Origin of the sequence: Daejeonella sp. (assembly GCF_046590655.1) — a bacterium.
Lineage (GTDB): Bacteria > Bacteroidota > Bacteroidia > Sphingobacteriales > Sphingobacteriaceae > Daejeonella.
In genome coordinates this window covers 47,299-71,861 of the sequence record NZ_JBKJUM010000035.1, presented here as the reverse complement: position 1 = coordinate 71,861, position 24,563 = coordinate 47,299, and the positions used below count along the sequence as shown (strand labels likewise).

Sequence of the window (24,563 nt, the reverse complement as noted above, 5' to 3'; positions counted from 1 at the left end):
CATATTGCAATTTGATGTACAAATCAGGTCAGAGGGATCAAGCTATCAAGTTGGTTGGAGAAGCCGTTGAACTTACAGGCGGAACCAATGGTGACTTTAATAATCTTTTTGACAAGATGAAAAAAGGAGAAAAAACCTGGTAAAATATTGAATACCATTTTAATCAGTAAAGTTATCGGTTGACCCTCAGGCTTTTATAAATGATTTTTTACCAGGTGTTTGACGAAAGCTTCTAAAAATTATGAGCCTATAAATTGCTGTAGATATTAATTTGTTTAATAACTGTGTCATTACAATGTACCATTGACTCTCTTATACGCTTGCCGTCCTTGTAGAAGCATATTGTAACTGCGTTTGCTTAAATTATTTGAAGTGACGATTCGAAGTTTGAATGACATAACTGACACATTTAGTGACACGTTTTAGGTGATGTTATTGCAAAATTGCCAATTTGAATCAATTCATCCACGAAATGGTTCGAATTCTGCACCGTTATCCACCCTTTTTAAAGCAGTTCTGAAAAGGAGCTGCTTTTTGTTTTATATCGCTGATTATCATATAGATGTATTTTTCGAGAAGGGTTCCTTTCTCTATAACACATCTTGTTTTGCTAATATTGGCAATATCGAATGTGAAGTGTAAGTGTATGAGTTCAGTGTGCTTGGGTAAACGTGTTCATAGCATTTCGGGTGATGGTCAGGGTGTGGCTACGCCCAGTAGTGGAAGAACCATATTGAGCTACTTGCATGTACGAGTTTGATAAAGTAACCGTAGCTGGAGATTTCCCGCAGTTAATTGATGATATACTAGATGTTATAGTAAATGTATTTATAGGTATCGGGGTATTTGTGGATGAGGCGGCAGGGGAAGTCATGACTCCTGCAATATATAACCTATATTTTTGTGAAGATTTTACAGTTACGGTGATGTTATTTAAAGCCTGAGCGCTATCAAAAGCGCTTAAATTGGAAAATGTAAAGGTAGTATTTCCAATCACGGTCAAATTATTTTTGTTATTATTCCCAGACTATAACATGGAGATGGTAATGGAGGCTCGCTCTGTGCATATGTGCTAATGGCAAAGCCTATGAAAAAAATAAAAAATAAATACCCCTCATATTTTATAAGTTTACTCTAACAACTCAAAAACTCGTTTAGCACATTAAGTTTCCCGTCGTCGTCCGCATAAATTAACTGTGCTAGTACAGGGGCAAATTGGAAACTTTATATTAGAATCAGATTAAAATAACGTGATAAAACAATTGGAAATAGGAATATTTCGGCATCTTTTTTTATAAAAATTCCATCTATACGAAACTCTAACGCGAGATACTGAGGAAATAGATTAGTGCCCTTCGTTCCAACCATTATGTATTTAGCAATAGAATGATTGGGACTGTGGATTAGGGGAATTGCAAACTTGTTTGCCTTTAATATGTAATAAAGTAATGGATAAACACATATATGACTATGGTTTAATCGGCAATTGTGCTTTTCTCGCACATGTTCACAAAGGCACTGATATCTCCTGGTTGTGCTGGCCCCGCTTTGATAGCTCATTTATTTTGGGGTCTTTGCTGGATAAAAATAAAGGAGGGGAGTTTTCCATACTTCCTTCCGGTGATTATACATCTGATCAGTATTATCTGGAAAATACTAATGTATTATGTACTGAAATCACTTGTGCCGATGGAAAGTACAAAGTTACTGATATAGCACCCAGGTTCCAGCGGTATGATCGATTTTTTAAGCCATTAATGCTTATACGTAAAATTGAGTTAATTGAAGGCAATCCAAGAATCAGAGTCAAATGTGATCTTGTATGTGACTACGGAAGACGCAAATTAAAACCACATCGTGGTAGTAATCATCTGGAGTTTGAGGGATGTGATGATTCAATCCGGTTAACTTCAAACATTCCAATTAGTTATTTGTCGGAAGATGCTTATTTCGTTTTAAATGAAGTTAAATATTTGGTCTTAACCTACGGACAACCATTGGAAGCCCCGTTAATAAGCACTGCAGAAACTTTTATAAGGGAAACCATTGCTTATTGGCAGACCTGGATCAAGCATTCCAGTATAGCCGGGTTTTACCAAGAATATGTTATACGATCTGCCTTGACGCTAAAAATACATCAGTATGAAGATACAGGTGCTATTATCGCTTCTAGTACCACTAGTTTGCCAGAATATGACGGGAGCGGGAGAAATTGGGATTATCGTTATTGCTGGTTAAGGGATACATATTACGTAATATCAGCACTTAACCATATCGGTCATTTCGAAGAAATGGAAAGATATTTTAACTATGTAGCTGGAATTTCTGTTTCTGAAGATTTTCGTTACCAACCTTTGTATACTATAGATGGCAAAAGCGAGCTAAACGAGAATATTTTGGATCATTTAGATGGCTATTTAGGAAACCAGCCTGTAAGGATAGGCAACCAAGCATCAGAGCATATCCAAAATGATATATATGGACAAGTAATGATCTCAATCATGCCTTTATATATTGATCACAGATTTGTTTTCAAGGAAAGAACAGATTCTATTAAATGGATAAAATCAATCCTTAATAAAATTGAACGCACCATAAATGAAATGGATGCAGGTATATGGGAATTCAGGAATATAGCTAATATACACTGTTACAGTAACCTTTTTCAATGGGCGGGCTGTGCGGCAGCTGCGAAAATGGCTCGTACAATTGAAAATAGAGAATTGGAGGAACAAGCAGTAGCATTACAGAAGCAGGCTGCGGATCATATCGAGAGCTGTTATGATCCCATACGGAAGGTATATACTAATAGTGCTGGAGGGACTCATTTGGATGCAAGCACCTTGCAGTTGATCATGATGAATTATCTGGACCCATCATCCGACAGGGCTAAAGACCATTTGAAGGCTCTTGAGGCAGAATTAAAAACCCCTAAAGGCTTATTTTACCGTTATTTACATGAAGATGATTTTGGGAAGCCAAAAACTACATTTCTGATTTGTGCATTCTGGTACGTTGAAGCATTAGCCTGTGTTGGACGGGTTGATGATGCTATCCGGGAATTTGAAAATATTATTAAGTATTCAAATCACTTGTTACTTTTTAGCGAAGATGTGGATGAGAATACAGGCAGTCAATGGGGGAATTTCCCGCAGGCGTATAGTCATGTCGGATTGATGAATGCAGCTTATCGTATTGCGATTAAACTGGACAGGCCTGCATTTCTCTAATTATTGGAGATATAAGGGTAATAGATTGCAGCTTCTGAATGAATATTATTAAATTTGATTATGGTACGCCCAAAACGGAATTTAAAACATTACAAGTTGGGGTTATTCTATTATAATCCCGATGATCCTTCTTTATTTGTCGACAACCATTTTGGTATTGGTCATGGTACCTAATTTTTTTTGCTATATTATTTCCTGTTCTGGTTATTTAATACCCATACTACTGTTAAAATAGAGCGATGAACGAATTGGATGAGCATAATCGTAAGTATTGAAAGCAGGGCTGATTTATAACAATCCTAATGATCCAGACGTTTGGGTTAAGAAGCGTATTGGCCTCGGTTGGACGTTAAACTTTGCCCATTCCAGATCCTATTATATTATGGGTCTATTTCTGTTACTAACAGCCGCTATAGTTATCTTTGCTATTTGCACCGATAAGAGTTAACAAATGCCCGTGTATAAGTTAGATTATTGTCGAATTATTATTATATACCCCGTATAAGATGAAGAATAAGTATTTCGTATTCTTTTTAACTTCTTCCACAATTTTAAGCCTGGTATTTGCTTCGCTCTCAGAAAGGAAACAGGTTGAAAGTTTCTATGCTGATGATTATAATACTTACGTACGCCCAGGAGCAGTTCATGTTTCTTTATGTGTTTCTCAATATTTAACTGATATAACTCCCAGCCTTGTATATCACTTTAGGCTGGATTATCGTATTTTATTGGATTGTATAACACCGCTTTCTTTTAGTCCTCATAGGCGGCTTTCTGATAAAGTCTTCCTCTTAAATTGTACTATGCTGATTTGAACAGTTTGTTAACTGCTTCTCAACTCATAAAACACGACAGTGACTGTCTAATATCGTCAGCTGTTATTCTATAGTACACTTAATTACAACCTTCTTAATCCCCCGAAATATGGGAACTATTAATTTTAACGCTTTTAAAGACTTTTTTGCTTCAAAGTCCGGGGGAGGTATATTATTACTGGTATGTGTTATAATCAGTCTTTTAATTGCTAATTCTCCTATTGGTGACTCTTATGCCAACTTGCTGAATACAGAAATTGGAAAGAATTTCGGCAACATTACACTAAAATATCCTGTACTTCTCTGGATAAATGATGGCCTGATGGCTATTTTCTTTCTTTTGGTTGGGCTTGAAATTAAACGTGAGCTTGTTGAAGGTGAGCTGTCCTCTCCTCAGCAGGCTGCTCTTCCTGTATTTGCTGCGGTAGGAGGGATGGTGGTTCCGGCATTGTTATTTGGCTTATTTAACAATAATACACCTACATCAAACGGATGGGGTATACCAATGGCAACAGATATTGCTTTCGCAATTGCTATTTTGTCGTTACTTGGAGATAGAGTACCGCTGGTGCTTAAAATATTTTTAACTGCCCTGGCTATTGTAGACGATCTTGGCGCTATACTGGTCATTGCTGTTTTTTATTCTTCTGATATTCATTTAGACTATTTAGCATGCGCAGGAGGAGTACTAATATTCCTTATCGTGTTAAACAGGCTTAAGGTGATGAATTATATCTTTTATATTATTCCCGCGATATTCATGTGGTATTTTGTTCATCATTCAGGCATACATGCAACTATAGCAGGAGTCCTCACCGCTTTAACCATTCCAACAACGCCTGATAATGTTGAGTCTCCCCTTGAAAAGCTCGAACATGTATTAACCAAGCCTGTTAATTTCCTGATTATGCCTGTTTTTGCTCTGGCAAACACCAATATCCGGTTTGAGAGTGGAATGGTGCAGGGCATATTTAGCGATTTAGGCTTAGGCATTATGTTAGGATTATTGCTTGGAAAGCCTGTGGGTATATTCATTATGTCATGGGTGTCTGTGAAAACAGGCTTAGGTAAACTGCCAAAGGGAACAAAATGGAGCCAGATAGCAGGGCTGGGAATTATTGCGGGGATAGGATTTACTATGTCCATATTTATTTCTATGCAATCCTATCAGAATCCTGATTATCAAACCGAAGCTAAATTTGTGATACTTATAACTTCTTTAATGGCAGGTATTGTAGGATTCTTTATCCTTAAAAAGCTCTTCAAAAGAAACACTTTTAATGTTGTTAATCGTTTGAAAATTCTGAAATAGTATGGGTAAGATAATTATAGTTTCGAACCGCCTGCCTGTAAGGTTATCAGAACAAAAGGGGGAATTTACATTTAGCACGAGCGAAGGAGGCCTGGCTACCGGTTTAGGATCAATATATCAGGATGGTAATAACCTATGGATAGGCTGGCCGGGCACTGAAATTAAAGAAACAGATCAGGAATCGATCAGACAAAAGCTTGGAGAGAAAAGTCTTATCCCGGTATTTTTATCCAAAGAAGAGATCAGCGAGTTTTATGAAGGATTTTCCAATGAAGTCTTATGGCCTATATTTCATTATTACGCTTCTACGTATATGACTTTCAAAGATTCAAACTGGGATTATTACCGCAGGGTAAATCAAAAATTTTGCTCTGCCATCATGGAAGTTGCTGAACCCGGCGATACCATATGGATACATGACTACCAACTACTTTTATTACCGTCATTAATACGTGCCAGACATTCAGATATATCTATCGGGTTTTTTCTTCATATACCTTTCCCTTCATTTGAGATTTTCCGCCTTATTCCATGGCGTGCAGAATTAATAGAGGGTTTACTGGGGGCAGACCTGATCGGCTTTCATACTTTTGATGACGCGAGTCACTTTGTTCAGGCCGCAACAAGACTTTTGCCTGTAAATTCTTTATCCAATACTATCACTATTGACGACAGGACTGTGGCCATCGAGTCATTTCCAATGGGCATAGATTTTAATAAGTATGTATCGCTAACAACCAGCAAAAGTGTACAGAAACAGGTAGAGCAGTTAAAAGATATTTTTCAGAACCGGCGAATAATATTATCAATAGATCGACTTGATTATAGTAAAGGTATATTACAGAGAATACAAGCCTATGAGCTTCTGTTAGAGCTATATCCGCAATATACTGAAAAAGTAGCGATGCATATGATCGTTGTACCCTCACGTGATACAGTAAAGGAATATAAAGAGTTAAAAGATATTATTGATAAGCGCGTTGGCCATATCAATGCGAGATATCGTACTATTAGTTGGAATCCGATCAATTATTATTATCGCTCATTTCCGATAGAAACATTATCAGCCTTATATTCCTATGCAGATGTCTGTCTAGTAACACCAATACGTGATGGAATGAACCTGGTGAGTAAAGAATATGTTGCAAGCCGCTCACAGGATACAGGCGTATTAATTTTAAGTGAGATGGCCGGTGCCTCAAAAGAGCTGACCGATGCTTTAATAGTTAACCCGAGCAATATTAAATCAATGACCGATGCTATGGTACAGGCACTCAACATGTCTGTAGAGGAACAAAAACAACGCATGAAGCCGATGCGGCAAATCGTATCAAAATTTAACATAAATCACTGGGTGCGTATATTTATGGAGCGCTTAAATGAAGTGAAGCAATTACAACTTTCAATGAGTACACGGCATATAAGCGACGTTACCAAACTGGCTATAAAGAAGATATATGATAAAACTTCCAAACGGATCATATTTTTAGATTATGATGGTACGCTAGTTGGCTTTCAAGGCGATATAAATGCAGCAATTCCTGACGAAGAATTATATCAGATTCTTGAAGAGTTATGGTCAGACCCCGCAAATTTGGTGGTAGTAGTTAGTGGCCGTAACTATCAAAAATTAGAGGAGTGGTTCGGACATACTAATCTCAGTCTCATAGCTGAACACGGCGCATGGCAAAAACATGAAGGCCGTTGGGAAAGTATCCCTGGTTTAACAGACCATTGGAAGCAGGATATCTATTCTGTCCTGGAAACTTATGTAGACCGTACACCTGGTGCATTTATTGAGGAAAAAAACTATTCGTTGGTATGGCATTACCGTAAAGTTGAGAAGAGACTTGGTGAATTACGAACAAATGAACTAGTGAATAATTTACGCTACCTGATTAATGACAAAGGATTACAACTGCTTTCCGGAAATAAAGTCCTGGAAATAAAGAATGTGGAAATTAATAAAGGGAAGGCCGCTCTCTCCATGCTTCAACATAATGATTTTGATTTCATTATGGCGTTGGGAGATGACCATACAGATGAAGATGTTTTTAAGGCCCTGCCACAAAATGCGCTTACCGTAAAAGTTGGTAACAATGTTTCCGCGGCCAGGTTCTATTTGAGAAATTATAAAGAGGCACGTGGCTTACTTAAAGCATTGATATAGGTTTAAAAAACAAGAACCAAAGCGAACAATCATGAAATTGTACAGATTATATTATTACTTCATCCTGATAATGTTATGTATCTCTTGCGGTGGAAGGGATAAAAGAAGCCTTGAAAGACAACGAGAGGAAATTCAGGCAAAAGAACAGCAATTACTTATCCGGGAGCAGGAATTGGAATTAAGAGAACAAGACGGTTTAAAACAACAGCGCCAGATAGATAGTTTGAAAACGGGATCAGATACCATTGGAGTATATGACCCAAATCTGGTTGGAACATGGATAGTTACCATGCAATGTACAGAAACAACGTGCGAGGGCTCTGCAATAGGGGATACTAAAACAGAACAATGGAATATATCCTATGAAAATAACAAGATCGTTGCTCGGGCCACAGCCAATAAGCAACTGATACGTACCTATACCGGATTGTTCAAGGAAAATACTCTGCGGCTCACTGCAACACAAACCCCTAATCCGGAGACGCATATGGATGTGGTACTAACCCCGCATCAGTCGACAGTTGGATTAATGGAAGGTCAGCGTATAATAAATCAGGGAGGCAAGTGCAGAATAGTGTACGCCCTGAAAGCAGAAAAACTATAATCTTAACATCTAAACATGGTATTACTTTCTACTCTGGATCTTTCGCTTCCTTTAAAGAACCCGGTAATTATCTTTTCACTGGTACTTTTTATTATACTTTTTGCCCCGATACTTTTCAATAAGATCAAGGTGCCACACATCATCGGCCTTATTATTTCAGGCATCATAATCGGCCCCTACGGCTTAAACCTTTTGCTTAGGGACAGCAGTATTGTGTTATTTGGCACAGTAGGCTTGTTGTACATTATGTTTACTGCCGGCCTTGAAATAGATATGGAAGAGTTTAAGAAGACCAAGCTTAAAAGTATGGTGTTCGGCCTGCTTACTTTTGTTATTCCTATGCTGCTCGGCGCCTTTGCTGCATATTATTTTTTAGGGTTCAGTATTCCGTCATCTGTTTTGCTGGGCAGTATGTTATCTACACATACATTACTTGCATATCCTATAGTGAGTAAATATGGGATTGCCCGTATCCGTGCAGTTACTCTAACTATCGGCGGGACTATTATAACCGATGTGTTTTCATTGCTGGCACTTGCATTGGTTATCGGGATGACAAAAGGGGATATTGGCCCTGCTTTTTGGCTGCGTATTATTTTTGGCTGCATTATTTTTGGCTGCATCATCTTTTATATATTCCCGTTGATAGCACGCTGGTTTTTCAAAAAATTCGATGATAATATATCACAGTACATATTTGTGCTGGCGATGGTGTTTTTAGGAGCATTTCTGGCAGAAGTAGCTGGCCTGGAAGCCATCATTGGCGCGTTTTTATCAGGACTCGCATTAAACCGTTTTATTCCGCACCTATCAACGTTGATGGGCAGGATAGACTTTGTAGGAAATGCATTTTTTATACCTTTCTTCCTGATCAGCGTTGGAATGCTGGTAGACGTAAGCGTACTGTTTAATGGGTGGGGGGCTATTACTGTAGCGGCTGTAATGATAGCTGTTGCAGTGATATCTAAATACCTCTCGGCCTTACTTACGCAAAAAGTCTTCAGCCTTTCGGGCGATGAAAGGCAGCTCATTTTCGGTCTAAGCACCGCGAGAGTAGGCGCAACCCTGGCCATTGTCTTGGTAGGATACAACATCATCTTGTCTGAAACTGCTTCAGGTGAACCCATCAGGCTGTTGAGTGAGGATGTGTTAAATGGTACTATACTCATGATTCTGGTTACTTGTACTATCAGTTCATTTGCCGTAGAAAAAGCTTCTCAGGTATTGGCGTTAAAACAAGAAGATAATGAGAGCGTCACCAACGAAACCAATGAAAAAATTCTTATTTCGCTGGCGTATCCGGAAACGGTTACGGAACTGGTTGATCTTGGATTAATGCTCAGGCCGCCAAAAAGTACTATCCCGGTGTATGTTCTACATGTGACTGATGACGAAAAGGGAAACGGGAATTCACCTGTAAAAGGGAGGAGAATAATTGAAAAAGCAGTGAAGCATGCCGCAGCTACCGAAAATATTTTGTTCCCTGTTACCAGGCATGATATCAATATCAGCCATGGGATTATTTATACTATCAAAGAACATAATATAACCGATATACTAATAGGTCTGCACCATAACTCAGAGCCGCAGGATTTTTTCGGGCCCAAGGCAGAGAATATCTTGAAACGAGTACCTGAAGCCATTTATATTTATAAATCTCTCCAGCCTTTTAATACCTTAAAAAGAATGCTTGTAGCAGTTCCTCTTGGTGCCGAATTGGAGCCGGGCTTTATGCATTGGTTTATCAAACTTACCACTATAGCAAAGGAAGCAGGTATGCCGGTCTTTTTCTATGCAGATCAAAATACTATCCCTGAACTGGAAAGGGCTGGCCAAAAACTTATTAATTCAGCTAAAATAATATTAATGGAATTTAACAACTGGGACGATTTTTTAATCTTTAACAGTGAGTTGGAATCAGATGACCTGTTTATCGTCATTACTTCAAGAAAGGATAACGTTTCTTATAATGAAAAGCTTGAGAAGCTCCCTTACTATTTAGGCTCTTATTTCAAAAGTAACAGCTTCATTATTGTATACCCTAGACAGCTGGAGCAAGGTATAAACATGGAGAATATTCAGCAATCTGAACATTCATTATTAGAAAAGATTTCAGAGAGTGGTACGATAGCCAGGGTTGGCAGTTCGCTGAAGAAGATATTTAAAGGGCGTTAACTTATTGTAATGAATATCGGTATCTCGCTGTTAATTTAAAAATGGTATTGAGATGGTGAGCTTCGTGCAACAGAAAGAATTCTATCCATCCATTCATATTCATTTTGCCGTAAACAGGATGAAATGCAAATCTTTTCAGATCTTCCGGGTAAATACTATCAATTTTATTCACCAATTCTTCCCGCGATTTATTGAAATAAGGTAGTAGTATTTCAAATGGCGTTTTTACACGCCGCGCGAAATTCTCATCTTTTTCGGCACGATATTGTGCAAAAACCGGGGTTGATTCTGTTAATATGATGTCAACACGTTCTCGGAAAACTTCCTGATAAACAGCTATATGTACCAAGTGTTCATATATAGACCACTTATAGGGATTTTGTCTGGCTCTAAGTTCATTTTCAGATATATCATAGATAATATAATCCAATGATTTATGCTGGGATCTTAGCCTTGGCAAGAAAACCTCTTTATCACTGATGAAATTATCTGCAGACGCTTCTTTCATTGATTTCATATCATGGGCAAGTTAAAAATAATAACTAATACACCCCCTACTAGTGTCTGCTACTGCGCTTGAAGGATAACTTAACAACATTAATTAATACGATTAGATTTCAAAAATTTAAATTTCTTACGCTGTTATCAAACAGGATTCTAAAGAGAATTGAAACCCCAAAGAATATATCTTGTTAATTCTATGGGTTAAACTTAAATGTTATGGGATATCATAAATGGAAAAGTTGTATTGATGCCTGTTTACAATGCGCAGCAGTATGTAATCATTGTGCAAATTCATGCACACAGGAGGATGATGTAAAAATGATGGCAAAATGTATCCAACTGGATATGGAATGTGCCACTATTTGCTATAGCGCAGCTCAATTAATGAGTATGGGTAGTCAACAGGCTGCACAAATATGTGCTATTTGTGAAGAGATATGTGAAGCTTGTGGTAATGAATGTGGAAAGCATGATACTGAACACTGCAAAGAGTGTAGCAGGATATGTATGCTCTGCGCTGAAGAATGCAGGAAAATGGCTGCCTAACGAGTCTTGAATTGGGACGAATTTCGTCTTGGTATGTCAATTTAACTTTTGTCAATTAGCAAGGATATTAGACAAATCGCCGATTTCGATCAATTTATCTATAAAACGGTTCGAATTCTGCACCACCATCCACCCGTAACGGGGCAAAGTCTTTTTAGAAAGATTTTGCCCCGTTTTATTTAAATTTAACTTGCTGATAATCTGATATGCAGTTGTACGGATCGCTGACCTTAGCGGTTCGATATTTTAGATTTTCCAAAGTGAATTTTTCCGGGAACATCGAACCGATTAGTTTTTTTTCTTCAGTATTTGATTCACAGTATATTACATTAAGCCTGGTGAAAGTGGTGATTGTTTTGTCGATTATACTCTGGCACCTTTACAAAATTTGTTGTGGTATATTGTAGCTGGTGATGACAGGGGCTATCTCGTCCTGGTTTTGCTTGTCGCTTTTGAGTGATAATACTGGAATTAGTTTACACAGTTTTTTTGATGATTGCTGTCAGGATTATAGCAGATACTTAAATTTAGTTTTGTATTTTAAAGGTATATTGTTATTAAATGCATTATGTCTATACAGTCAGACCTTAAATCTTTTTTAACCGTTTCCGGAGAATTAGCCGGCTTTAGCGCCCGTTTCTTTAAGCAAGGCTTTCATCCTCCCTTCGAATTTTCTGAATTTCTGAAGCAATGCTATGTGATAGGTTATAAGTCACTGCCACTGATTGGTTTAACTGCATTCATTATGGGATTGGTTTTAACGATGCAGCTTCGGCCATCCATGGCAGATTACGGTGTGGAGTCGCAGTTGCCTGCCATAATAGGGATCGCAATTATTAGGGAGGTTGGCCCGGTAATAACTGCACTGATTTTTGCAGGTAAGATCGGAAGCAGCATCGGGGCCGAACTTGGCTCTATGAAGGTTACCGAGCAGATCGATGCGATGGAAGTAAGTGGAACAAATCCATTCAGATATCTGGTAGTAACAAGGGTGCTGGCTTGTACATTTATGCTGCCTGTACTGGTCATGCTTGGTGATGCAGTTTCTTTGTATGGTTCCTATCTTGGGGTAAATATCCATACCAATACGAGTTTTAATTTATTCTGGACCCAGGTGTTTGATAACCTTTCATTCAGTGATGTGCTGCCGGCATTTGTAAAAAGTTTTTTCTTTGGATTTGCTGTTGGAATTATAGGTTCATATAAAGGCTATAATAGCAGCAAAGGCACTGAGGGTGTTGGACATTCAGCCAATTCTGCAGTAGTTGTATCATCCATATTGATCTTTATGATTGATTTACTGGCGGTCCAGGTTACTAACATATTTGGATATTAGTTATATCAAATGAAGGTTGAGAGTAAAGAGAGGTTAAATAATGAGGTTCTGGTAATTCGCGACCTGTGTAAGTCATTTGGTAATAATCATGTGCTTGTTGATTTCAATCTTGTGTTACAAAAGAGTGAAAGCGTTGTGGTACTCGGAAAGTCAGGATCAGGAAAATCAGTATTGATAAAGTGCATCATTGGTTTAATGATGCCGGATAGTGGCCGCATTGAAATTTTTGGAAAGAACATACCCGATCTAAATCATGAAGATTTGGATAAGATCCGGGCCAAAGTGGGCTTTTTATTTCAAAGTAATGCACTGTATGATTCCATGACAGTTCGCGAGAACCTTGAATTTCCTTTACGAAGGCACTGGATTGAAGTTACGCAGGATGAAGTGAACAGTTTGGTGACCGAAGCTTTGGAAGATGTTGGACTTGCTCATACAATTGATATGATGCCTGTCGAACTATCAGGTGGAATGCGGAAAAGAATTGCCCTGGCCCGCACATTAATTTTAAGGCCGGAGATCATATTATATGATGAGCCTACAACTGGTCTCGATCCGATTACCAGTAAGGAAATTATTGAACTGATGATCGAAATACAACAAAAATATAATACAACGTCACTTATTATCTCACATGATATGAATTGTGTGCGAACAGCCAGTGACAGGGTTATTATGTTAATTGAGGGCAGGTGTTATGCCAGTGGTACTTATATTGAATTAATACGGAATACGGATCCTAAGGTGAAACATTTTTTTGAATAAAAAGCTATGGCTAAGCAAGTTGTCAGTAATGTAAAGTTGGGAGCATTTGTTTTGGGAGGTTTATTATTCCTTATCTTATTATTATATATGATAGGGAAAAACAGAAGTCTCTTTGGCTCTACCTATTTGCTAAAAGCGAGGTTTGAAAATGTGCAGGGACTTATTCCCGGTAATAATATTCGCTATTCAGGTATTCAGACGGGTACTGTAAAGAAAATTTATATTCTTAATGATACAATAATTGAAGTAGCCATGCTAATTGACAGGGATATGCAGGGTATAATCAGAAAAAATGCCGTTGCATCTATTGCAAACGATGGTTTTGTGGGGAATAAAGTGATTAATATTGTTCCGGGAGATGCCATGGCAGACCAGGCTGCTGAAGGCGATATACTATTTTCTAAGAAAGCGGTTAATACAGACGAAATTATGCGGACCCTTTCAACAACCAACGAGGACGTTGCCATCATAGTTTCCGAATTGAAAACGACAGTTCAGCGTATTAACCGAAGTAGTGCCCTGTGGGAAATAATAAATGATCAGACTTTACCCCGGGATCTGAGAACATCTGTTGCCAACTTACGCCAGGCTACAGGTAAAGCAGGTTTGATTGCAGATGACCTTCATACGATTATTGGGAGTGTGAAGAGTGGGAAAGGCTCTGTGGGGGCTCTTTTGAACGATACTTCATTTGCCAATAATCTGAATGAAGCTGTTCTCAAGCTCAAAATGATAGGTGATCATGCAGATAAATTAAGTGCTGAGATCAGTACCCTGGTTGCAGGCATACAACTGGATGTAAATACAGGTAAGGGATCAGCAAATGCCCTGCTTAAAGATTCTGTACTGGTTCAGAAACTCAATACCAGTTTGGATAATATTCAGAAGGGCACAGATGGCTTTCATCAGAATATGGAGGCCCTTAAAAAAAGTTTCTTATTGAGGGGTTATTTCAAAAGGAAGGAAAAGGAAAAAACAAAAGGACTAGCTAACCCGGATTGAAATTATTTAATTTTGTTCAACTTTCGGTTCGCATTAGGTATATTTCTTTCCTAACCTGCAGTGAACACACAATACTTTTAACTTTTTATGGGAATCAACTATACAATGGCAGCCATCATCAGTTTCCTCTGGGAATTTCTCAATCAACAATCAGTTTCCCTTCCACACTATCATCCATTGCCTTCCCAGTCACTAAAGACGCAGCAATCTTCAGGAAAGCAATTGCCTGTCCATTCTTGGTATCCCAATAGTAACCCTGGCCAGGATTTACTTTGATTAAGCTTATTATTGGGTCGTTTTTCCCTTTTTCAAACCAGACTTTAAACATTGGCTGCCAGAGCTCGTCAATTTTTTGCTGATCGTCGATTATTTCAGCGGTTCCGTAGATACTAACAAATCCGGAATGCTTATTTGCCTGGAATAGTAATTGAACAAAGGGATCCTGAGCTATTTCAGCATTTTTTTCACTGTCCTTGCGGCTCAGAAACCAGATATTTCCGTCCACATCCACCAACTGTTCAGACATTGGACGGGTTGAAAAGGGCAGTCCAGTTTTTATGTTCGAACAGAAAAAGCAATTCTCCGCCTTTTCTACTAGTTCCTTTAGTTTTGCTTTAGCCTCCGGGCCCGAGAGGTTTTTGATGTGGTCTTCTGCGTTTTCCATATGTAATGTTTTTATTATTAACACTTTCTAGCACGTGTTGGTTTTACGTCTTTAAAAGTGTATTGAATAATAGCTACTCCTTTAAGAGTTAATTAAGAGCCATTGAAGCCTGATAGCGTTGATTTTGTATCATTTGGCTGTGTCAGCACTAAAATTTATCAAAATATGCAGATATAATGTTTATGGGATATTTTGGTTTGGTGTAGAATAAAATTAAATTTGAGTTATAATCGAGGCACCAAATATTAAACTATTTATTGATCGTAGCTAACTATTACAAGTATAGATGCACTACTTTTGCCTACATTATCCACGAATGACATCGATGTTCTTAAAAGTAATGAGTTTAAAAAAATCTGTTACCCTACTATCTGTTGCCGGCTTACTTGCATTTATTGCGGCCAGCAATCGTTCTGTTTTAATCCAGTCGAAGCCTGACGGGAGCCGGTTCACCCCGGTAACACTTACCCAGCCCGGAGACCTTGATGAACCTAATACTTTCGAAGTCCTGAAAGATGGGCGGGTCCTGATCAGTGAAAGAAAGGGCGATATTAAGTTATTTGATCCTTCTAACGGAAGGACCAGTGTTGTGGGAACAATCGCAGTGAATACAAAGTACACCAATGCAAAAGGTGCACTTACAGAGGCTGAAGAAGGATTACTGGGAATAACTGTTGATCCGCAGTTTGATATAAATCATTGGGTTTACACTTTTTATTCCCACCCTACACAAAGTAAGTTTGTACTAAGTCGCTGGGATTTCAAAGACAGCCGATTAGTCGGCGGCAGTGAAAGGCTTGTCATGGAATTTGCCACACAACGCGAAACCTGCTGTCATACAGGGGGAGGAATGACTTGGGATAAAGACGGGAATCTTTATCTGACGGTTGGAAACAATACCGGCACATCGCTTTCCTCGTCTACAGACGAACGTCCAAACCGTGTTAACTGGGATGACCAGCGGGGAACTGCAAATGCAAACAGTCTGATCGGAAAAATACTTCGTATCCGCCCGCAGGCAGATGGATCATATAAAATCCCATCCGGGAATCTCTTTCCTGAGGGAACCGAGGGTACACGCCCAGAGATTTATACTATGGGGCATCGCAATCCCTGGAGGCCATCTATTGACAGTAAGACAGGGTTTTTGTATTGGGGAGATATTGGATCCGACGCTAATGAAGATACAGATATCAGCCCCCGGGGCTATGATGAACTTAACCAGGCACGTAAGCCCGGATTTTACGGTTGGCCGTATTTTGTAGGACCAAACGCGGCTTTCAATATTTTCGATTATCAGAACGGCGAGCTGCTTGATCCTAAAGATCCGTTGAAACCTCTGAATAATTCAGTGAACAACACCGGTATCAAGGCATTACCGCCGGTTGCCCCTCCATTTATATATTATCCTTATGGGGTTTCAGATAAATTTCCTCTGCTTGGCAGCGGAAGCCGGAGTGCAACGGGTGGGCCAATTTACCGCCGCGCCGATTTTAAAGAGCCTAAGCGCCCATGGCCGGCATATTATGAAGGAAAGTGGCTGGCAACAGATCTTGCCCGGGGATGGATTATGTCTATCTCAATGTCTCCCAATGGGGATTATCAGTCTATGGAACGGTTCCTTCCAGATTACCGCCCCGTTGAACCGATTGATATGAAATTCGGCCCGGATGGCGATTTGTATGTATTAGAGTACGGCAGCCTTTGGTTTGCCAAGAGCTCAAGCGCTAAATTAGTCCGGATTGAGTATAATTCTGGAAACCGTAAACCGCTGGTAGCTGTCTCAGCCGACAAGACTGGCGGCGCTGTACCGCTAACCATTAACCTTTCTTCAAAAAACACGAAAGATGCCGACGGAGATGTACTACAGTACAGCTGGAAAATAAGCACCCCTGGTGCACCGGATCAGGTTTATAAGACAGCAAATCCAGTTTTGAAGTTAGCTAAACCAGGCTTATACACAGCAACATTGACTGTCAGCGACGGACGTGTGTCTAACAGCAAATCTTTAGCTATTACTGCTGGTAACAGTACTCCGGATGTTCAGGTCAATCTCACCGGCAACCGCTCATTCTTTTTTGATAATACAGAAATCGGTTATGCAGTTTCAGTTGTAGATAAAGAAGACGGAAGTTTGGCGGCCGGAACCATTGATCCTAAACAAGTTGCTGTAAGCATAGATTATATTTCGGAGGGATTCGATTATGCAGAAATAATTCAGGGTCAGAGAAGTGTGGATGCTTCTGTTCAGTTTGCCCTTGGCCAGGCCATTATGAAGAAATCAGATTGTTATAACTGTCACGCGTTGAATGTGACTAACATTGGTCCCACATTTACGCAGATATCTGAGAAATATAAGGATGATCCGAAGGCTGAAGAATATCTTGCAGGCAAGATTCGCAACGGCGGCAGCGGAGTATGGACTAAGGTTATTGCCATGCCGGCGCACTCTGCTATCACTGATAACGATGCGAGGTCCATTGCGAAGTATATAATGAATGCCGGATCCAAATCGCCAGTCACAATGCCGGTAAAAGGAACTTATTCTGTAAAGCTTCCTAAAAACGACAGCGGTTCTGGCACTTATTTAATTCGCGCAGCGTATACCGACCGGGGCAAAGGAGTGATCCCGAAGCTCAGCTCTGAGAATAACATCATTCTTAAGAAGCCATTAATTGAAGCATCTTCAGCTGATATAACTGAAAAAGTAACCATAAAAGTAAACGGTATCGACGGTGTCGTCAATGTAATACCTGTTGCAAATGGGTATATTGGCTTTAAAGGAATGGATCTTGAAGGCATCAAACAAATTGAACTGAAGGTTACAACCAGTGTCCGCGAAGAAAATCCAGGTGGGCTGATAGAACTAAGGCTGGATTCACCAACTGGAACTCTGGTAGGCAGTACAGCGGTTGGTGCCGTGTCAGACGAAGTACTCGGCGAAAAGTCAGCACCGCGTAAAATTGATCTTACTCCGGTAAAGGGACTTCATACGGTTTATTTTGTATTCAAAAACAGCAAAGCCCCGCAACTGATGCCTTTATTTTCTTTAAGTAAAATTAAGTTCTTAAATTTGATACAAGGCAAATAATTTTATTATCGAATGAATGGAACAACCAGGCACGATTCGTGTTTTACTAATAATATAAAGGCCGAGACTACGTTTACTACAAGAGTTTAGCAAAAAAATATCTATACATTAAGTAGCTTTATAAACATTAAAAATCGAACATTAAAAAAATGAAAAAACTATTAGCAACGTCGGGTACACTTTTCTTAATTATGGCACTGTTTGTAGCCGCAACAGTTGATGGCTCCTGGAAGGGATACGTTGAAGGTCAGTATAACGTAACTGCAGATCTTAAGGTAGCAGGGACAGATTTGACTGGCACATTTTCAATTATTGATAATAACGCAAAATCTGAAAATCCAGATGATAGCGGATACAGTCCATTCGTAGCGGCACAACTTGGAAAAAATGTGATAACAAATGGAAAGCTTGAAGGTGAGGCGATAGCGTTCTCGACTATGTTTAACGGAAAGCCCGTTAATTATAAAGGTACAATGATTGGCGAAAAGCTCGTTTTAACGACATCCTTCAATGAGCAGCCTGTAAAAATTACCTTAAGCAGGGCTAAATAATAATTACCAAAAGAAAGAGATTATGAAGAGAGGGATTTTTTCGATCATGTTATTAAGTCTGTTTTTAACGACTTTGTGTTTCGCAGCGTCCGTTATTGACGGTCGCTGGCAAGGAAATATTGAAGGACACTTTGACGTGACCGTAAATATCAAAGAGGTCAACGGTAAGCTATCAGGTACCATTGTTTCCGATCTTGGAGAAGCACCTTTAACTGGCGGCAAAATTGTTGGAAATGATATCTCTTTTAATGAAATGTCATATAAAGGCATTGCAGTTTCCTATGTGAAAGGAAAACTGCAGGGTGATAAAATTGATATTCTGGTTGGTTTTCAAGGCCAGGATATGAAAGGCACGCTAAGCCGCGTAAAGAAATAACTATTTTCCGGTAAGCAGGAATAAATCCCTGCTTGCCTCTTTTTCTGCCTGAATGGAAATTCCCCCCGGATTAATTCCATCCTCATCATAAACAACAATTGTATTCTTCCCCTGCTTCAGCCAGCTTTCTGGAATATACAAACCAAAAACTTTTATTTTTTCAGGATACCTTCCCAAGTTATGTCCGTTTACCCAAACCGACCCATGGCCCATTGAGGTAATATTGACCCGCCAAATAGTAGTGTAACTGCCATTATTTTCGGGTAAAGTAAACGATGACCTGTAAAATGCGGGCCCCGAAAAGTTACCTTTACCCGTTTCCGTCCAGCCGTAAGGTGCAAATGGATCTCCCGGGCCGCCCTTCATTTTCCAGCCTGAAACTGTTGTTCCCACATTACTACCATCAGCACGCTCCAGAACAACAGGCCCTGTTATACCTTTAACATCTATAGTATCTAAGCCGCCAAGGTAAAATAATTGTTTGTTCCTGCCGTTATGGGCTGTAAATATGCTCAGGATATTCGTCTTTCCGGCCTCCAGTTTGAAGGTGAAAGATTTTTCGCTCAGTTCTGAATCCTGAATCAAGCCGTTCACAAAAAGAGAAGCTCGTTCTTTTAAGTTCTTAAATCGGAGTGTGTAAGTTCCTGGAATATCCACGTGCACTTTTGTGCGGTACCAGGCATTTGCAGTTATATCTCCGTCGGCGCCCATTTGTAGCGGTTCGAGGCTCGACTTCCAATTTGAGTGATTATAATCGGGCGCGGCAGGTTCTATTGCGTGCTTAATTTGCCAGGGCGCCAAATTCAAACTAAGCTTTCTGCTCCCCATTGGCGAGGCAGTGTTGGCAAGACTTACACTTCCATTTGCTCTGTAAACAGTTGCCGCTTTGTCCCATTTCACACTCCAGGGTTCTTCTGTCTCAACTTCGATGTTTTGATCGCTTACGCGCACATCGCCAACATAGGAGGGTCCGGTAATTATATATAGTTCTTCCTCGCTTTCTGCTATCCAGGTTCGCTCTACCAGAGAAGTTTGCATAATAAGTATTCTAACTATATGATTTTTAGTTTCAAAAATAAACTCTGATGTTGAATTTTTCACCAAGGCAGAAAACTGTAGCTTTTTTGTCCTGCGCTTAAAGTTTTCATTTCCCTTTATAATCTTTATCTCGCTATCGGCATTAAAATGAAGTTGAATGGGTGTGTTTACCCCGCCATAAGCAATCAACGTCGTCGTTTCCCCTTGCTTCAGAATGTTGTATAGTCTGGATGGAGCCCATTCCAACCTGAGGCCCGGGGCTATATCGAAATTCTGTATAACGGGAAGGATCTCGCCGCCCGCAATGGTTAGGGAAAGCGGTAAAGCTCCTGCAATGTTTTTTGGTGGCTGTATTACTGTTCGTTTGGGAGTTTTATCCGGGTTGTCCAGGAAAGTTATACTGCCGGCAGGACTTAATCTTGAATTAACTTTAATAGACGTATCCCTGACCATCCAGCGGCTTTCGTCTCCGCCGTCTATGCTATTTGTGAGAATTTCCTGAAAGCTCCGTGCAAACCATGCAGCCCGTTTAAAGCCGTAATATATCGGTCGCAGATCACCTGCCTGACCAACACCAGCCCCGTAATCATAGGAGGCTGCCATGTCACGGTCGTTATTATATTCGAAATTACTGCCTCCATGGGCCATGTAAACATTATAACCATTTCCCCCATGTGCGATAATCTTCCACGTACGCCGGTCGTAAAGGGTTGAATCCTGTGGCTGCGGTCCATAATTAAAAAACCAAACTCCCCAGAATTCTGTGGAGAACCAGGGATTTGGTCGAGCCGGATCATCAAGGTTTTTCTTGTTGCCAGCAGGATCATTGCCGGGGTGGAGGCCGCTGAAAAAATAAGGTACCTGTAAGCCGAGCGAAACTGTTTTATCTATAAGGTGCTTGAAATAGGCGTTTGGTACGACAGTGCCCCAGCTCTCGGGGTGTTCATTTTCGAGTTGCACCATAATTACCGATCCCCCGTGGTGGATCTGGTTCCGAGCAACTATTGGGATAAGCTTTTCGAAAAAACGGTCGGTTGCATTAAGAAATTGGGGATTATCTTTTCGCGCTACCAGGCCAGGTTTAAATTTCAGCCAGATAGGGTAGCCTCCAAAGTTCCATTCTCCGCAGTAATATGGCCCCACTCGAACGATTGCATACAGATCCAGCTCTCTCACAAGCTTTAGAAATGCGTCCAGGTTACGGTCGCCGGAAAAGTTAAACTTTGTTTCTTCCGGTTCGTGAAAGTTCCAAAAAGTATATATTTCAACGGTGTTAAAACCGCCCCGCTTTAACCGAAGCAAACGGTCCTTCCACAATTCATGAGGCACCCGGGCATACTCTATCCCTGCAGAAACAACGAACGTTCTTTTTCCTTTGATGATAAAACCCCGCTTGTCGAAATCAATGAAAGCAGAGGCCTCTTTAGACGGGGGGAAAATATGGTCATTACGGGAGAGGTTTTCTGAACTGCTATTTTGAGCAGTAGCTGTTGGTAGAGTAGTAAATAGAAACTGAAAAATAATACAGTTTATCAGAGGAAAATAGAATTTATTCATAGTACAGCTCAAATATCTTTTCTAAGACCGTTTAAAGTTACATTAATGATTTTTAAACCAATAAGCTCCTAATAAGTTCTTTGGCCAGACCCTGGAATACACTTGCGCAAATTAGTTAAACGACTATATTATATAAAAAATGTTATTTCATTAACTTAGTGTAGAAAAACTAACTCTTATTGGGGTGTTAAATGCTCAATTTGGGAAGTGGGATATTCATACAGGGCTCTATTTAGAGCCTGCTGAACTGCTAATTCTCTGGCATATGATTTGAATATATCTTTATGCCCTCCAAAAGGGCATGTTTTTCATAGGTAGATGTAGGGTCGAGTACTTGTATTCGACCCTTTTTTATAAAACAGCTACCAGCCACCCGTGCCCAGTCACGAATAATTAGTTGCCAGTTATCAATTATCAGTTACCAGTTATCAGTTACCTGTTACCAGTTATCAGTTACCTGTTATTCAGTTTCCTGTTAACAGTTACCAGGCTGGATAGGCTAAACGCTTGAACTGATATATGAGAAGAAAATTGCGGAACAACTAATTTGGAAGAGCAGACGTTAACAGCTACTTAAAATATTAATGTTTTGACGAATTATCCGAATAGCCTGTTCATTGGCAGCTTAAAACTCGGTCACCGTAACGGGAAAGGTTAACCGGAGATATTCCCCATTGCCATCATCTGCTCCATGGTAGGATTGACACTTCCACCTTTTGGTTCGAGTGTTACAGCAAAGGCCTGTGCGCCTTTTACAGATTTCATTCTTTTCATACCGGAATTATCGTCGGTAGAGTCGAAAACTCCCAGATCTACTGGTTTACCGTCTACGAGCGCCCAAAGTTGATATTGGTGTTCATTATCGTTTAAGGGCATTTTAAGCGAGGAAAGGTCAATCATTACTTCTTCTTTCATCGCGCTGAAAGCTATTGTCAGACTTGCTGCAGGTGCCTTAGGTGTACCCTTCAAACTAACGAGTTTATATTGCGCTGGCTGCTGATAGATCTCAAGAAACTTCTTACTGTCTTCCAATTCCTGATTCATGAAGTTTACGCGGTTTGAATATTGCTGATTTTCTGTCTGCAGTACTGCTAACTGAGTATTTGAATCTCTTAATCTGTTATTTAAATTTATAAGAAGAATCACACTCACAAGGAGCAATGCAACGGAAGCGGCAAAGGCATATTTATAAAAATTTGACGCACTTCGCGTTGGCTGGAATTGAACGACCGGGGTTTCAGAAACATTAGAATCTCCAATAGAGTTCATAGTCCTGTTTCGAACGGCATCCGAAGGCTGAATAGCATTTGATAATGCGTAAGCTTGTAGTGCGCCCTCTATGGCCTCCAATTCAGCCTTCACTTCAGGGTGGTTCGCAATCGAATCTTCAACTTCACGAATCTCTTCGTTGCTTAAGTCGCCCAGAACGTAAAGTTCCAGGATACCGCTTTCCAAATATGTTTTCAGGTCGTTCACTTAATTAAATACCTTTCTTAACGTGATAATTGCATTTCTAAGTCTCGTTTTAACTGTTCCTAAAGGAAGGTTTAATTCCTCGGCAGCTTCTACATGTGTGAAACCTTTAAAGTAAACGAGGTCAAGAATTACTTTTTGATCCGGGTTTAGCTTATTTACGAGTTCTTTCAAGCCAAGGGTTTCAGGATTAATTGATGTGGTGAAACCTTTGTCCACAGATAATACGATATTTTCTATGTCTTCGGTTTTTGAATGATTACGAAAATCTTTTGAACGTGTTTTATCGATTGATAAATTACGGGCGATATTGACCATCCAGGTAAACAATCTGCCCTTTGATTCGTCATAAGATGCCGCTGAATTCCATATCTTAACGAAGGCCTCCTGTAAAAGATCTTCGGCGATTTCCTCGTGCTGTATTATCCGGTAGATGACTCCGTAAAGAGCCGAAGAGTACATGTCGTACAAAGCTTCAGCGCCTTTTCTATCTCTCGTTCGAATGGCCTGAACTAATTCAGGCTCTGATAATGATATTTTACTGATCCTGCTCAATTGTTTTTTTTCCTTGCCTCTAAGGTCGAATAATTTTCGTTAAAAATGCTAAACAATAGAAAATTAAGTGATTGTGATAACCGCGAAAATGGATCAGGAAATTTTAAAATACAGAAAGCCCCGCTTTTGCCGGGGCTTTCTGTCATAATTGTTCTTAAGAAATTACTTAGGCATAACCACCGTATCGATGACGTGGATAACTCCATTTCTTTGAAAAACATCGCCTATCGTTACCATTGAGGTAGCGCCAGTTTCATCTTTCAGAATCAGATTTTTGCCACTTCTCATTGCGAAGAGCTTTCCGCCGCTAACAGTATTAAACTCTGCAGTTCCTTTTCCAGCTTTGATGGCTTTTTTGATATCCTTACCGCTGAAACGGCCTGCAACAACATGGTAAGTAAGAATCTTGGTTAAGGTCGCTTTATTTTCTGGTTTAACAAGATTGCCTACAGTTCCAGCAGGAAGTTTGTCGAAAGCAGCATTGGTCGGAGCAAAAACCGTGAATGGGCCATCGCTCTTTAATGTCTCAACCAGACCTGCTGCTTTAACAGCTGCTACCAGAGTGGTATGATCCTTCGAATTAACCGCATTGTCAACAATGTCTTTTGTTGAATACATTTCTGCTCCGCCAACCATTTTAGTTGATTGTGCGAAACTTGTCGTGCTGATCGCAGAAGCTGCTAATGCGATGGCTAGTATAATTATTTTTTTCATAATTTATTTTTGGTTGAGATGAATTACGGGTTTAGCAAGAGGATGGATTCATCGTTTGAAAAAAAATAATTTGAGAATATATATA

Annotated in this window: 20 protein-coding genes; 14 read left to right on the top strand and 6 right to left on the bottom strand. The window is 39.7% G+C overall.

Annotation, left to right across the window (positions count from 1 at the left end; genetic code table 11):
- Nucleotides 1-746 precede the first annotated feature (746 nt).
- The 7 genes from ACLL8Z_RS03740 to ACLL8Z_RS03710 all read left to right on the top strand — a co-directional run bounded on the left by ACLL8Z_RS03740 (nucleotide 747) and on the right by ACLL8Z_RS03710 (nucleotide 10,306).
- On the top strand, nucleotides 747-944 hold the full coding sequence (locus ACLL8Z_RS03740) for a hypothetical protein (RefSeq protein WP_411273418.1): 198 nt from the start codon (nucleotides 747-749) through the stop codon (nucleotides 942-944).
- A gap of 504 nt (nucleotides 945-1,448) precedes the next feature.
- A complete protein-coding gene (locus tag ACLL8Z_RS03735) occupies nucleotides 1,449-3,230 on the top strand; it encodes a glycoside hydrolase family 15 protein (protein ID WP_411273417.1) in 1,782 nt (593 codons plus the stop codon).
- 271 nt (nucleotides 3,231-3,501) lie between these two features.
- A complete protein-coding gene (locus ACLL8Z_RS03730; RefSeq protein ID WP_411273416.1) occupies nucleotides 3,502-3,678 on the top strand; it encodes a DUF5808 domain-containing protein in 177 nt (58 codons plus the stop codon).
- A gap of 476 nt (nucleotides 3,679-4,154) precedes the next feature.
- The gene (gene nhaA, locus ACLL8Z_RS03725; RefSeq protein ID WP_411273415.1) at nucleotides 4,155-5,357 is read left to right on the top strand and encodes a Na+/H+ antiporter NhaA; all 1,203 of its coding nucleotides are present in this window, start codon (nucleotides 4,155-4,157) and stop codon (nucleotides 5,355-5,357) included.
- A 1-nt stretch (nucleotide 5,358) separates the two neighbouring features.
- Entirely contained in the window at nucleotides 5,359-7,527 is a 2,169-nt protein-coding gene (locus ACLL8Z_RS03720) for a bifunctional alpha,alpha-trehalose-phosphate synthase (UDP-forming)/trehalose-phosphatase (RefSeq protein ID WP_411273414.1), read from the top strand.
- Nucleotides 7,528-7,558: 31 nt separating this feature from the next.
- Nucleotides 7,559-8,131 carry a hypothetical protein gene (locus ACLL8Z_RS03715; RefSeq protein ID WP_411273413.1) on the top strand — a complete coding sequence of 191 codons (573 nt, stop codon included), beginning with the start codon at nucleotides 7,559-7,561 and terminating at the stop codon, nucleotides 8,129-8,131.
- A gap of 15 nt (nucleotides 8,132-8,146) precedes the next feature.
- Nucleotides 8,147-10,306 (top strand): cation:proton antiporter, encoded by a 2,160-nt coding sequence (locus ACLL8Z_RS03710; RefSeq protein ID WP_411273412.1) that lies wholly within the window; start codon nucleotides 8,147-8,149, stop codon nucleotides 10,304-10,306.
- Nucleotide 10,307: 1 nt separating this feature from the next.
- On the opposite strand, the gene ACLL8Z_RS03705 is transcribed toward ACLL8Z_RS03710, so the two are convergent.
- On the bottom strand, nucleotides 10,308-10,823 hold the full coding sequence (locus ACLL8Z_RS03705; protein WP_411273411.1) for a DinB family protein: 516 nt from the start codon (nucleotides 10,821-10,823) through the stop codon (nucleotides 10,308-10,310).
- 203 nt (nucleotides 10,824-11,026) lie between these two features.
- Between ACLL8Z_RS03705 and ACLL8Z_RS03700 the strand changes: the two genes are divergently transcribed.
- From ACLL8Z_RS03700 to ACLL8Z_RS03685, 4 genes are all read left to right on the top strand, one after another.
- Complete coding sequence (locus ACLL8Z_RS03700) at nucleotides 11,027-11,356, top strand: four-helix bundle copper-binding protein (protein ID WP_411273410.1); 330 nt, start codon at nucleotides 11,027-11,029, stop codon at nucleotides 11,354-11,356.
- A gap of 568 nt (nucleotides 11,357-11,924) precedes the next feature.
- Entirely contained in the window at nucleotides 11,925-12,692 is a 768-nt protein-coding gene (locus ACLL8Z_RS03695) for an MlaE family ABC transporter permease (RefSeq protein ID WP_411273409.1), read from the top strand.
- A gap of 9 nt (nucleotides 12,693-12,701) precedes the next feature.
- Nucleotides 12,702-13,457 carry an ABC transporter ATP-binding protein gene (locus ACLL8Z_RS03690; RefSeq protein ID WP_411273408.1) on the top strand — a complete coding sequence of 252 codons (756 nt, stop codon included), beginning with the start codon at nucleotides 12,702-12,704 and terminating at the stop codon, nucleotides 13,455-13,457.
- A 6-nt stretch (nucleotides 13,458-13,463) separates the two neighbouring features.
- Nucleotides 13,464-14,459, top strand: coding sequence for an MlaD family protein (locus ACLL8Z_RS03685; RefSeq protein WP_411273407.1), 996 nt, complete (start codon nucleotides 13,464-13,466; stop codon nucleotides 14,457-14,459).
- 139 nt (nucleotides 14,460-14,598) lie between these two features.
- Here the strand turns inward: ACLL8Z_RS03685 and ACLL8Z_RS03680 are convergent, their stop codons facing one another.
- Complete coding sequence (locus tag ACLL8Z_RS03680; protein WP_411273406.1) at nucleotides 14,599-15,123, bottom strand: pyridoxamine 5'-phosphate oxidase family protein; 525 nt, start codon at nucleotides 15,121-15,123, stop codon at nucleotides 14,599-14,601.
- Nucleotides 15,124-15,463: 340 nt separating this feature from the next.
- Here ACLL8Z_RS03680 and ACLL8Z_RS03675 point away from each other — a divergent pair, with 340 nt between their 5' ends.
- From ACLL8Z_RS03675 to ACLL8Z_RS03665, 3 genes are all read left to right on the top strand, one after another.
- Entirely contained in the window at nucleotides 15,464-18,214 is a 2,751-nt protein-coding gene (locus ACLL8Z_RS03675) for a PQQ-dependent sugar dehydrogenase (protein WP_411273405.1), read from the top strand.
- Between the two features lie 149 nt (nucleotides 18,215-18,363).
- Nucleotides 18,364-18,765 (top strand): hypothetical protein, encoded by a 402-nt coding sequence (locus tag ACLL8Z_RS03670; protein WP_411273404.1) that lies wholly within the window; start codon nucleotides 18,364-18,366, stop codon nucleotides 18,763-18,765.
- Between the two features lie 22 nt (nucleotides 18,766-18,787).
- Entirely contained in the window at nucleotides 18,788-19,141 is a 354-nt protein-coding gene (locus ACLL8Z_RS03665; protein ID WP_411273403.1) for a hypothetical protein, read from the top strand.
- On the opposite strand, the gene ACLL8Z_RS03660 is transcribed toward ACLL8Z_RS03665, so the two are convergent.
- The 4 genes from ACLL8Z_RS03660 to ACLL8Z_RS03645 form a co-directional block, all read right to left on the bottom strand.
- Nucleotides 19,142-21,736 (bottom strand): beta-galactosidase, encoded by a 2,595-nt coding sequence (locus ACLL8Z_RS03660; RefSeq protein ID WP_411273402.1) that lies wholly within the window; start codon nucleotides 21,734-21,736, stop codon nucleotides 19,142-19,144.
- Nucleotides 21,737-22,390: 654 nt separating this feature from the next.
- A complete protein-coding gene (locus ACLL8Z_RS03655) occupies nucleotides 22,391-23,212 on the bottom strand; it encodes an anti-sigma factor domain-containing protein (RefSeq protein WP_411273401.1) in 822 nt (273 codons plus the stop codon).
- Nucleotides 23,213-23,764 (bottom strand): RNA polymerase sigma factor, encoded by a 552-nt coding sequence (locus ACLL8Z_RS03650; protein WP_411273400.1) that lies wholly within the window; start codon nucleotides 23,762-23,764, stop codon nucleotides 23,213-23,215.
- A 162-nt stretch (nucleotides 23,765-23,926) separates the two neighbouring features.
- Nucleotides 23,927-24,478: a fasciclin domain-containing protein gene (locus tag ACLL8Z_RS03645; RefSeq protein WP_411273399.1), complete on the bottom strand. Its 552-nt coding sequence runs from the start codon at nucleotides 24,476-24,478 to the stop codon at nucleotides 23,927-23,929.
- Nucleotides 24,479-24,563: the final 85 nt, after the last annotated feature.

Excerpts from the sequence above, each read along its gene's own strand:
- ACLL8Z_RS03710 (WP_411273412.1), top strand. The coding sequence starts at position 8,147 with ATGGTATTACTTTCTACTCTGGATCTTTCGCTTCCTTTAAAGAACCCG.
- ACLL8Z_RS03660 (WP_411273402.1), bottom strand. The coding sequence starts at position 21,736 with ATGAATAAATTCTATTTTCCTCTGATAAACTGTATTATTTTTCAGTTT.
- ACLL8Z_RS03645 (WP_411273399.1), bottom strand. The coding sequence starts at position 24,478 with ATGAAAAAAATAATTATACTAGCCATCGCATTAGCAGCTTCTGCGATC.
- ACLL8Z_RS03735 (WP_411273417.1), top strand. The coding sequence starts at position 1,449 with ATGGATAAACACATATATGACTATGGTTTAATCGGCAATTGTGCTTTT.
- ACLL8Z_RS03665 (WP_411273403.1), top strand. The coding sequence starts at position 18,788 with ATGAAGAGAGGGATTTTTTCGATCATGTTATTAAGTCTGTTTTTAACG.
- ACLL8Z_RS03690 (WP_411273408.1), top strand. The coding sequence starts at position 12,702 with ATGAAGGTTGAGAGTAAAGAGAGGTTAAATAATGAGGTTCTGGTAATT.
- ACLL8Z_RS03740 (WP_411273418.1), top strand. The coding sequence starts at position 747 with ATGTACGAGTTTGATAAAGTAACCGTAGCTGGAGATTTCCCGCAGTTA.
- ACLL8Z_RS03715 (WP_411273413.1), top strand. The coding sequence starts at position 7,559 with ATGAAATTGTACAGATTATATTATTACTTCATCCTGATAATGTTATGT.
- ACLL8Z_RS03685 (WP_411273407.1), top strand. The coding sequence starts at position 13,464 with ATGGCTAAGCAAGTTGTCAGTAATGTAAAGTTGGGAGCATTTGTTTTG.
- ACLL8Z_RS03670 (WP_411273404.1), top strand. The coding sequence starts at position 18,364 with ATGAAAAAACTATTAGCAACGTCGGGTACACTTTTCTTAATTATGGCA.
- ACLL8Z_RS03700 (WP_411273410.1), top strand. The coding sequence starts at position 11,027 with ATGGGATATCATAAATGGAAAAGTTGTATTGATGCCTGTTTACAATGC.
- ACLL8Z_RS03695 (WP_411273409.1), top strand. The coding sequence starts at position 11,925 with ATGTCTATACAGTCAGACCTTAAATCTTTTTTAACCGTTTCCGGAGAA.
- ACLL8Z_RS03680 (WP_411273406.1), bottom strand. The coding sequence starts at position 15,123 with ATGGAAAACGCAGAAGACCACATCAAAAACCTCTCGGGCCCGGAGGCT.
- ACLL8Z_RS03720 (WP_411273414.1), top strand. The coding sequence starts at position 5,359 with ATGGGTAAGATAATTATAGTTTCGAACCGCCTGCCTGTAAGGTTATCA.
- ACLL8Z_RS03675 (WP_411273405.1), top strand. The coding sequence starts at position 15,464 with ATGAGTTTAAAAAAATCTGTTACCCTACTATCTGTTGCCGGCTTACTT.
- ACLL8Z_RS03705 (WP_411273411.1), bottom strand. The coding sequence starts at position 10,823 with ATGAAATCAATGAAAGAAGCGTCTGCAGATAATTTCATCAGTGATAAA.
- nhaA (WP_411273415.1), top strand. The coding sequence starts at position 4,155 with ATGGGAACTATTAATTTTAACGCTTTTAAAGACTTTTTTGCTTCAAAG.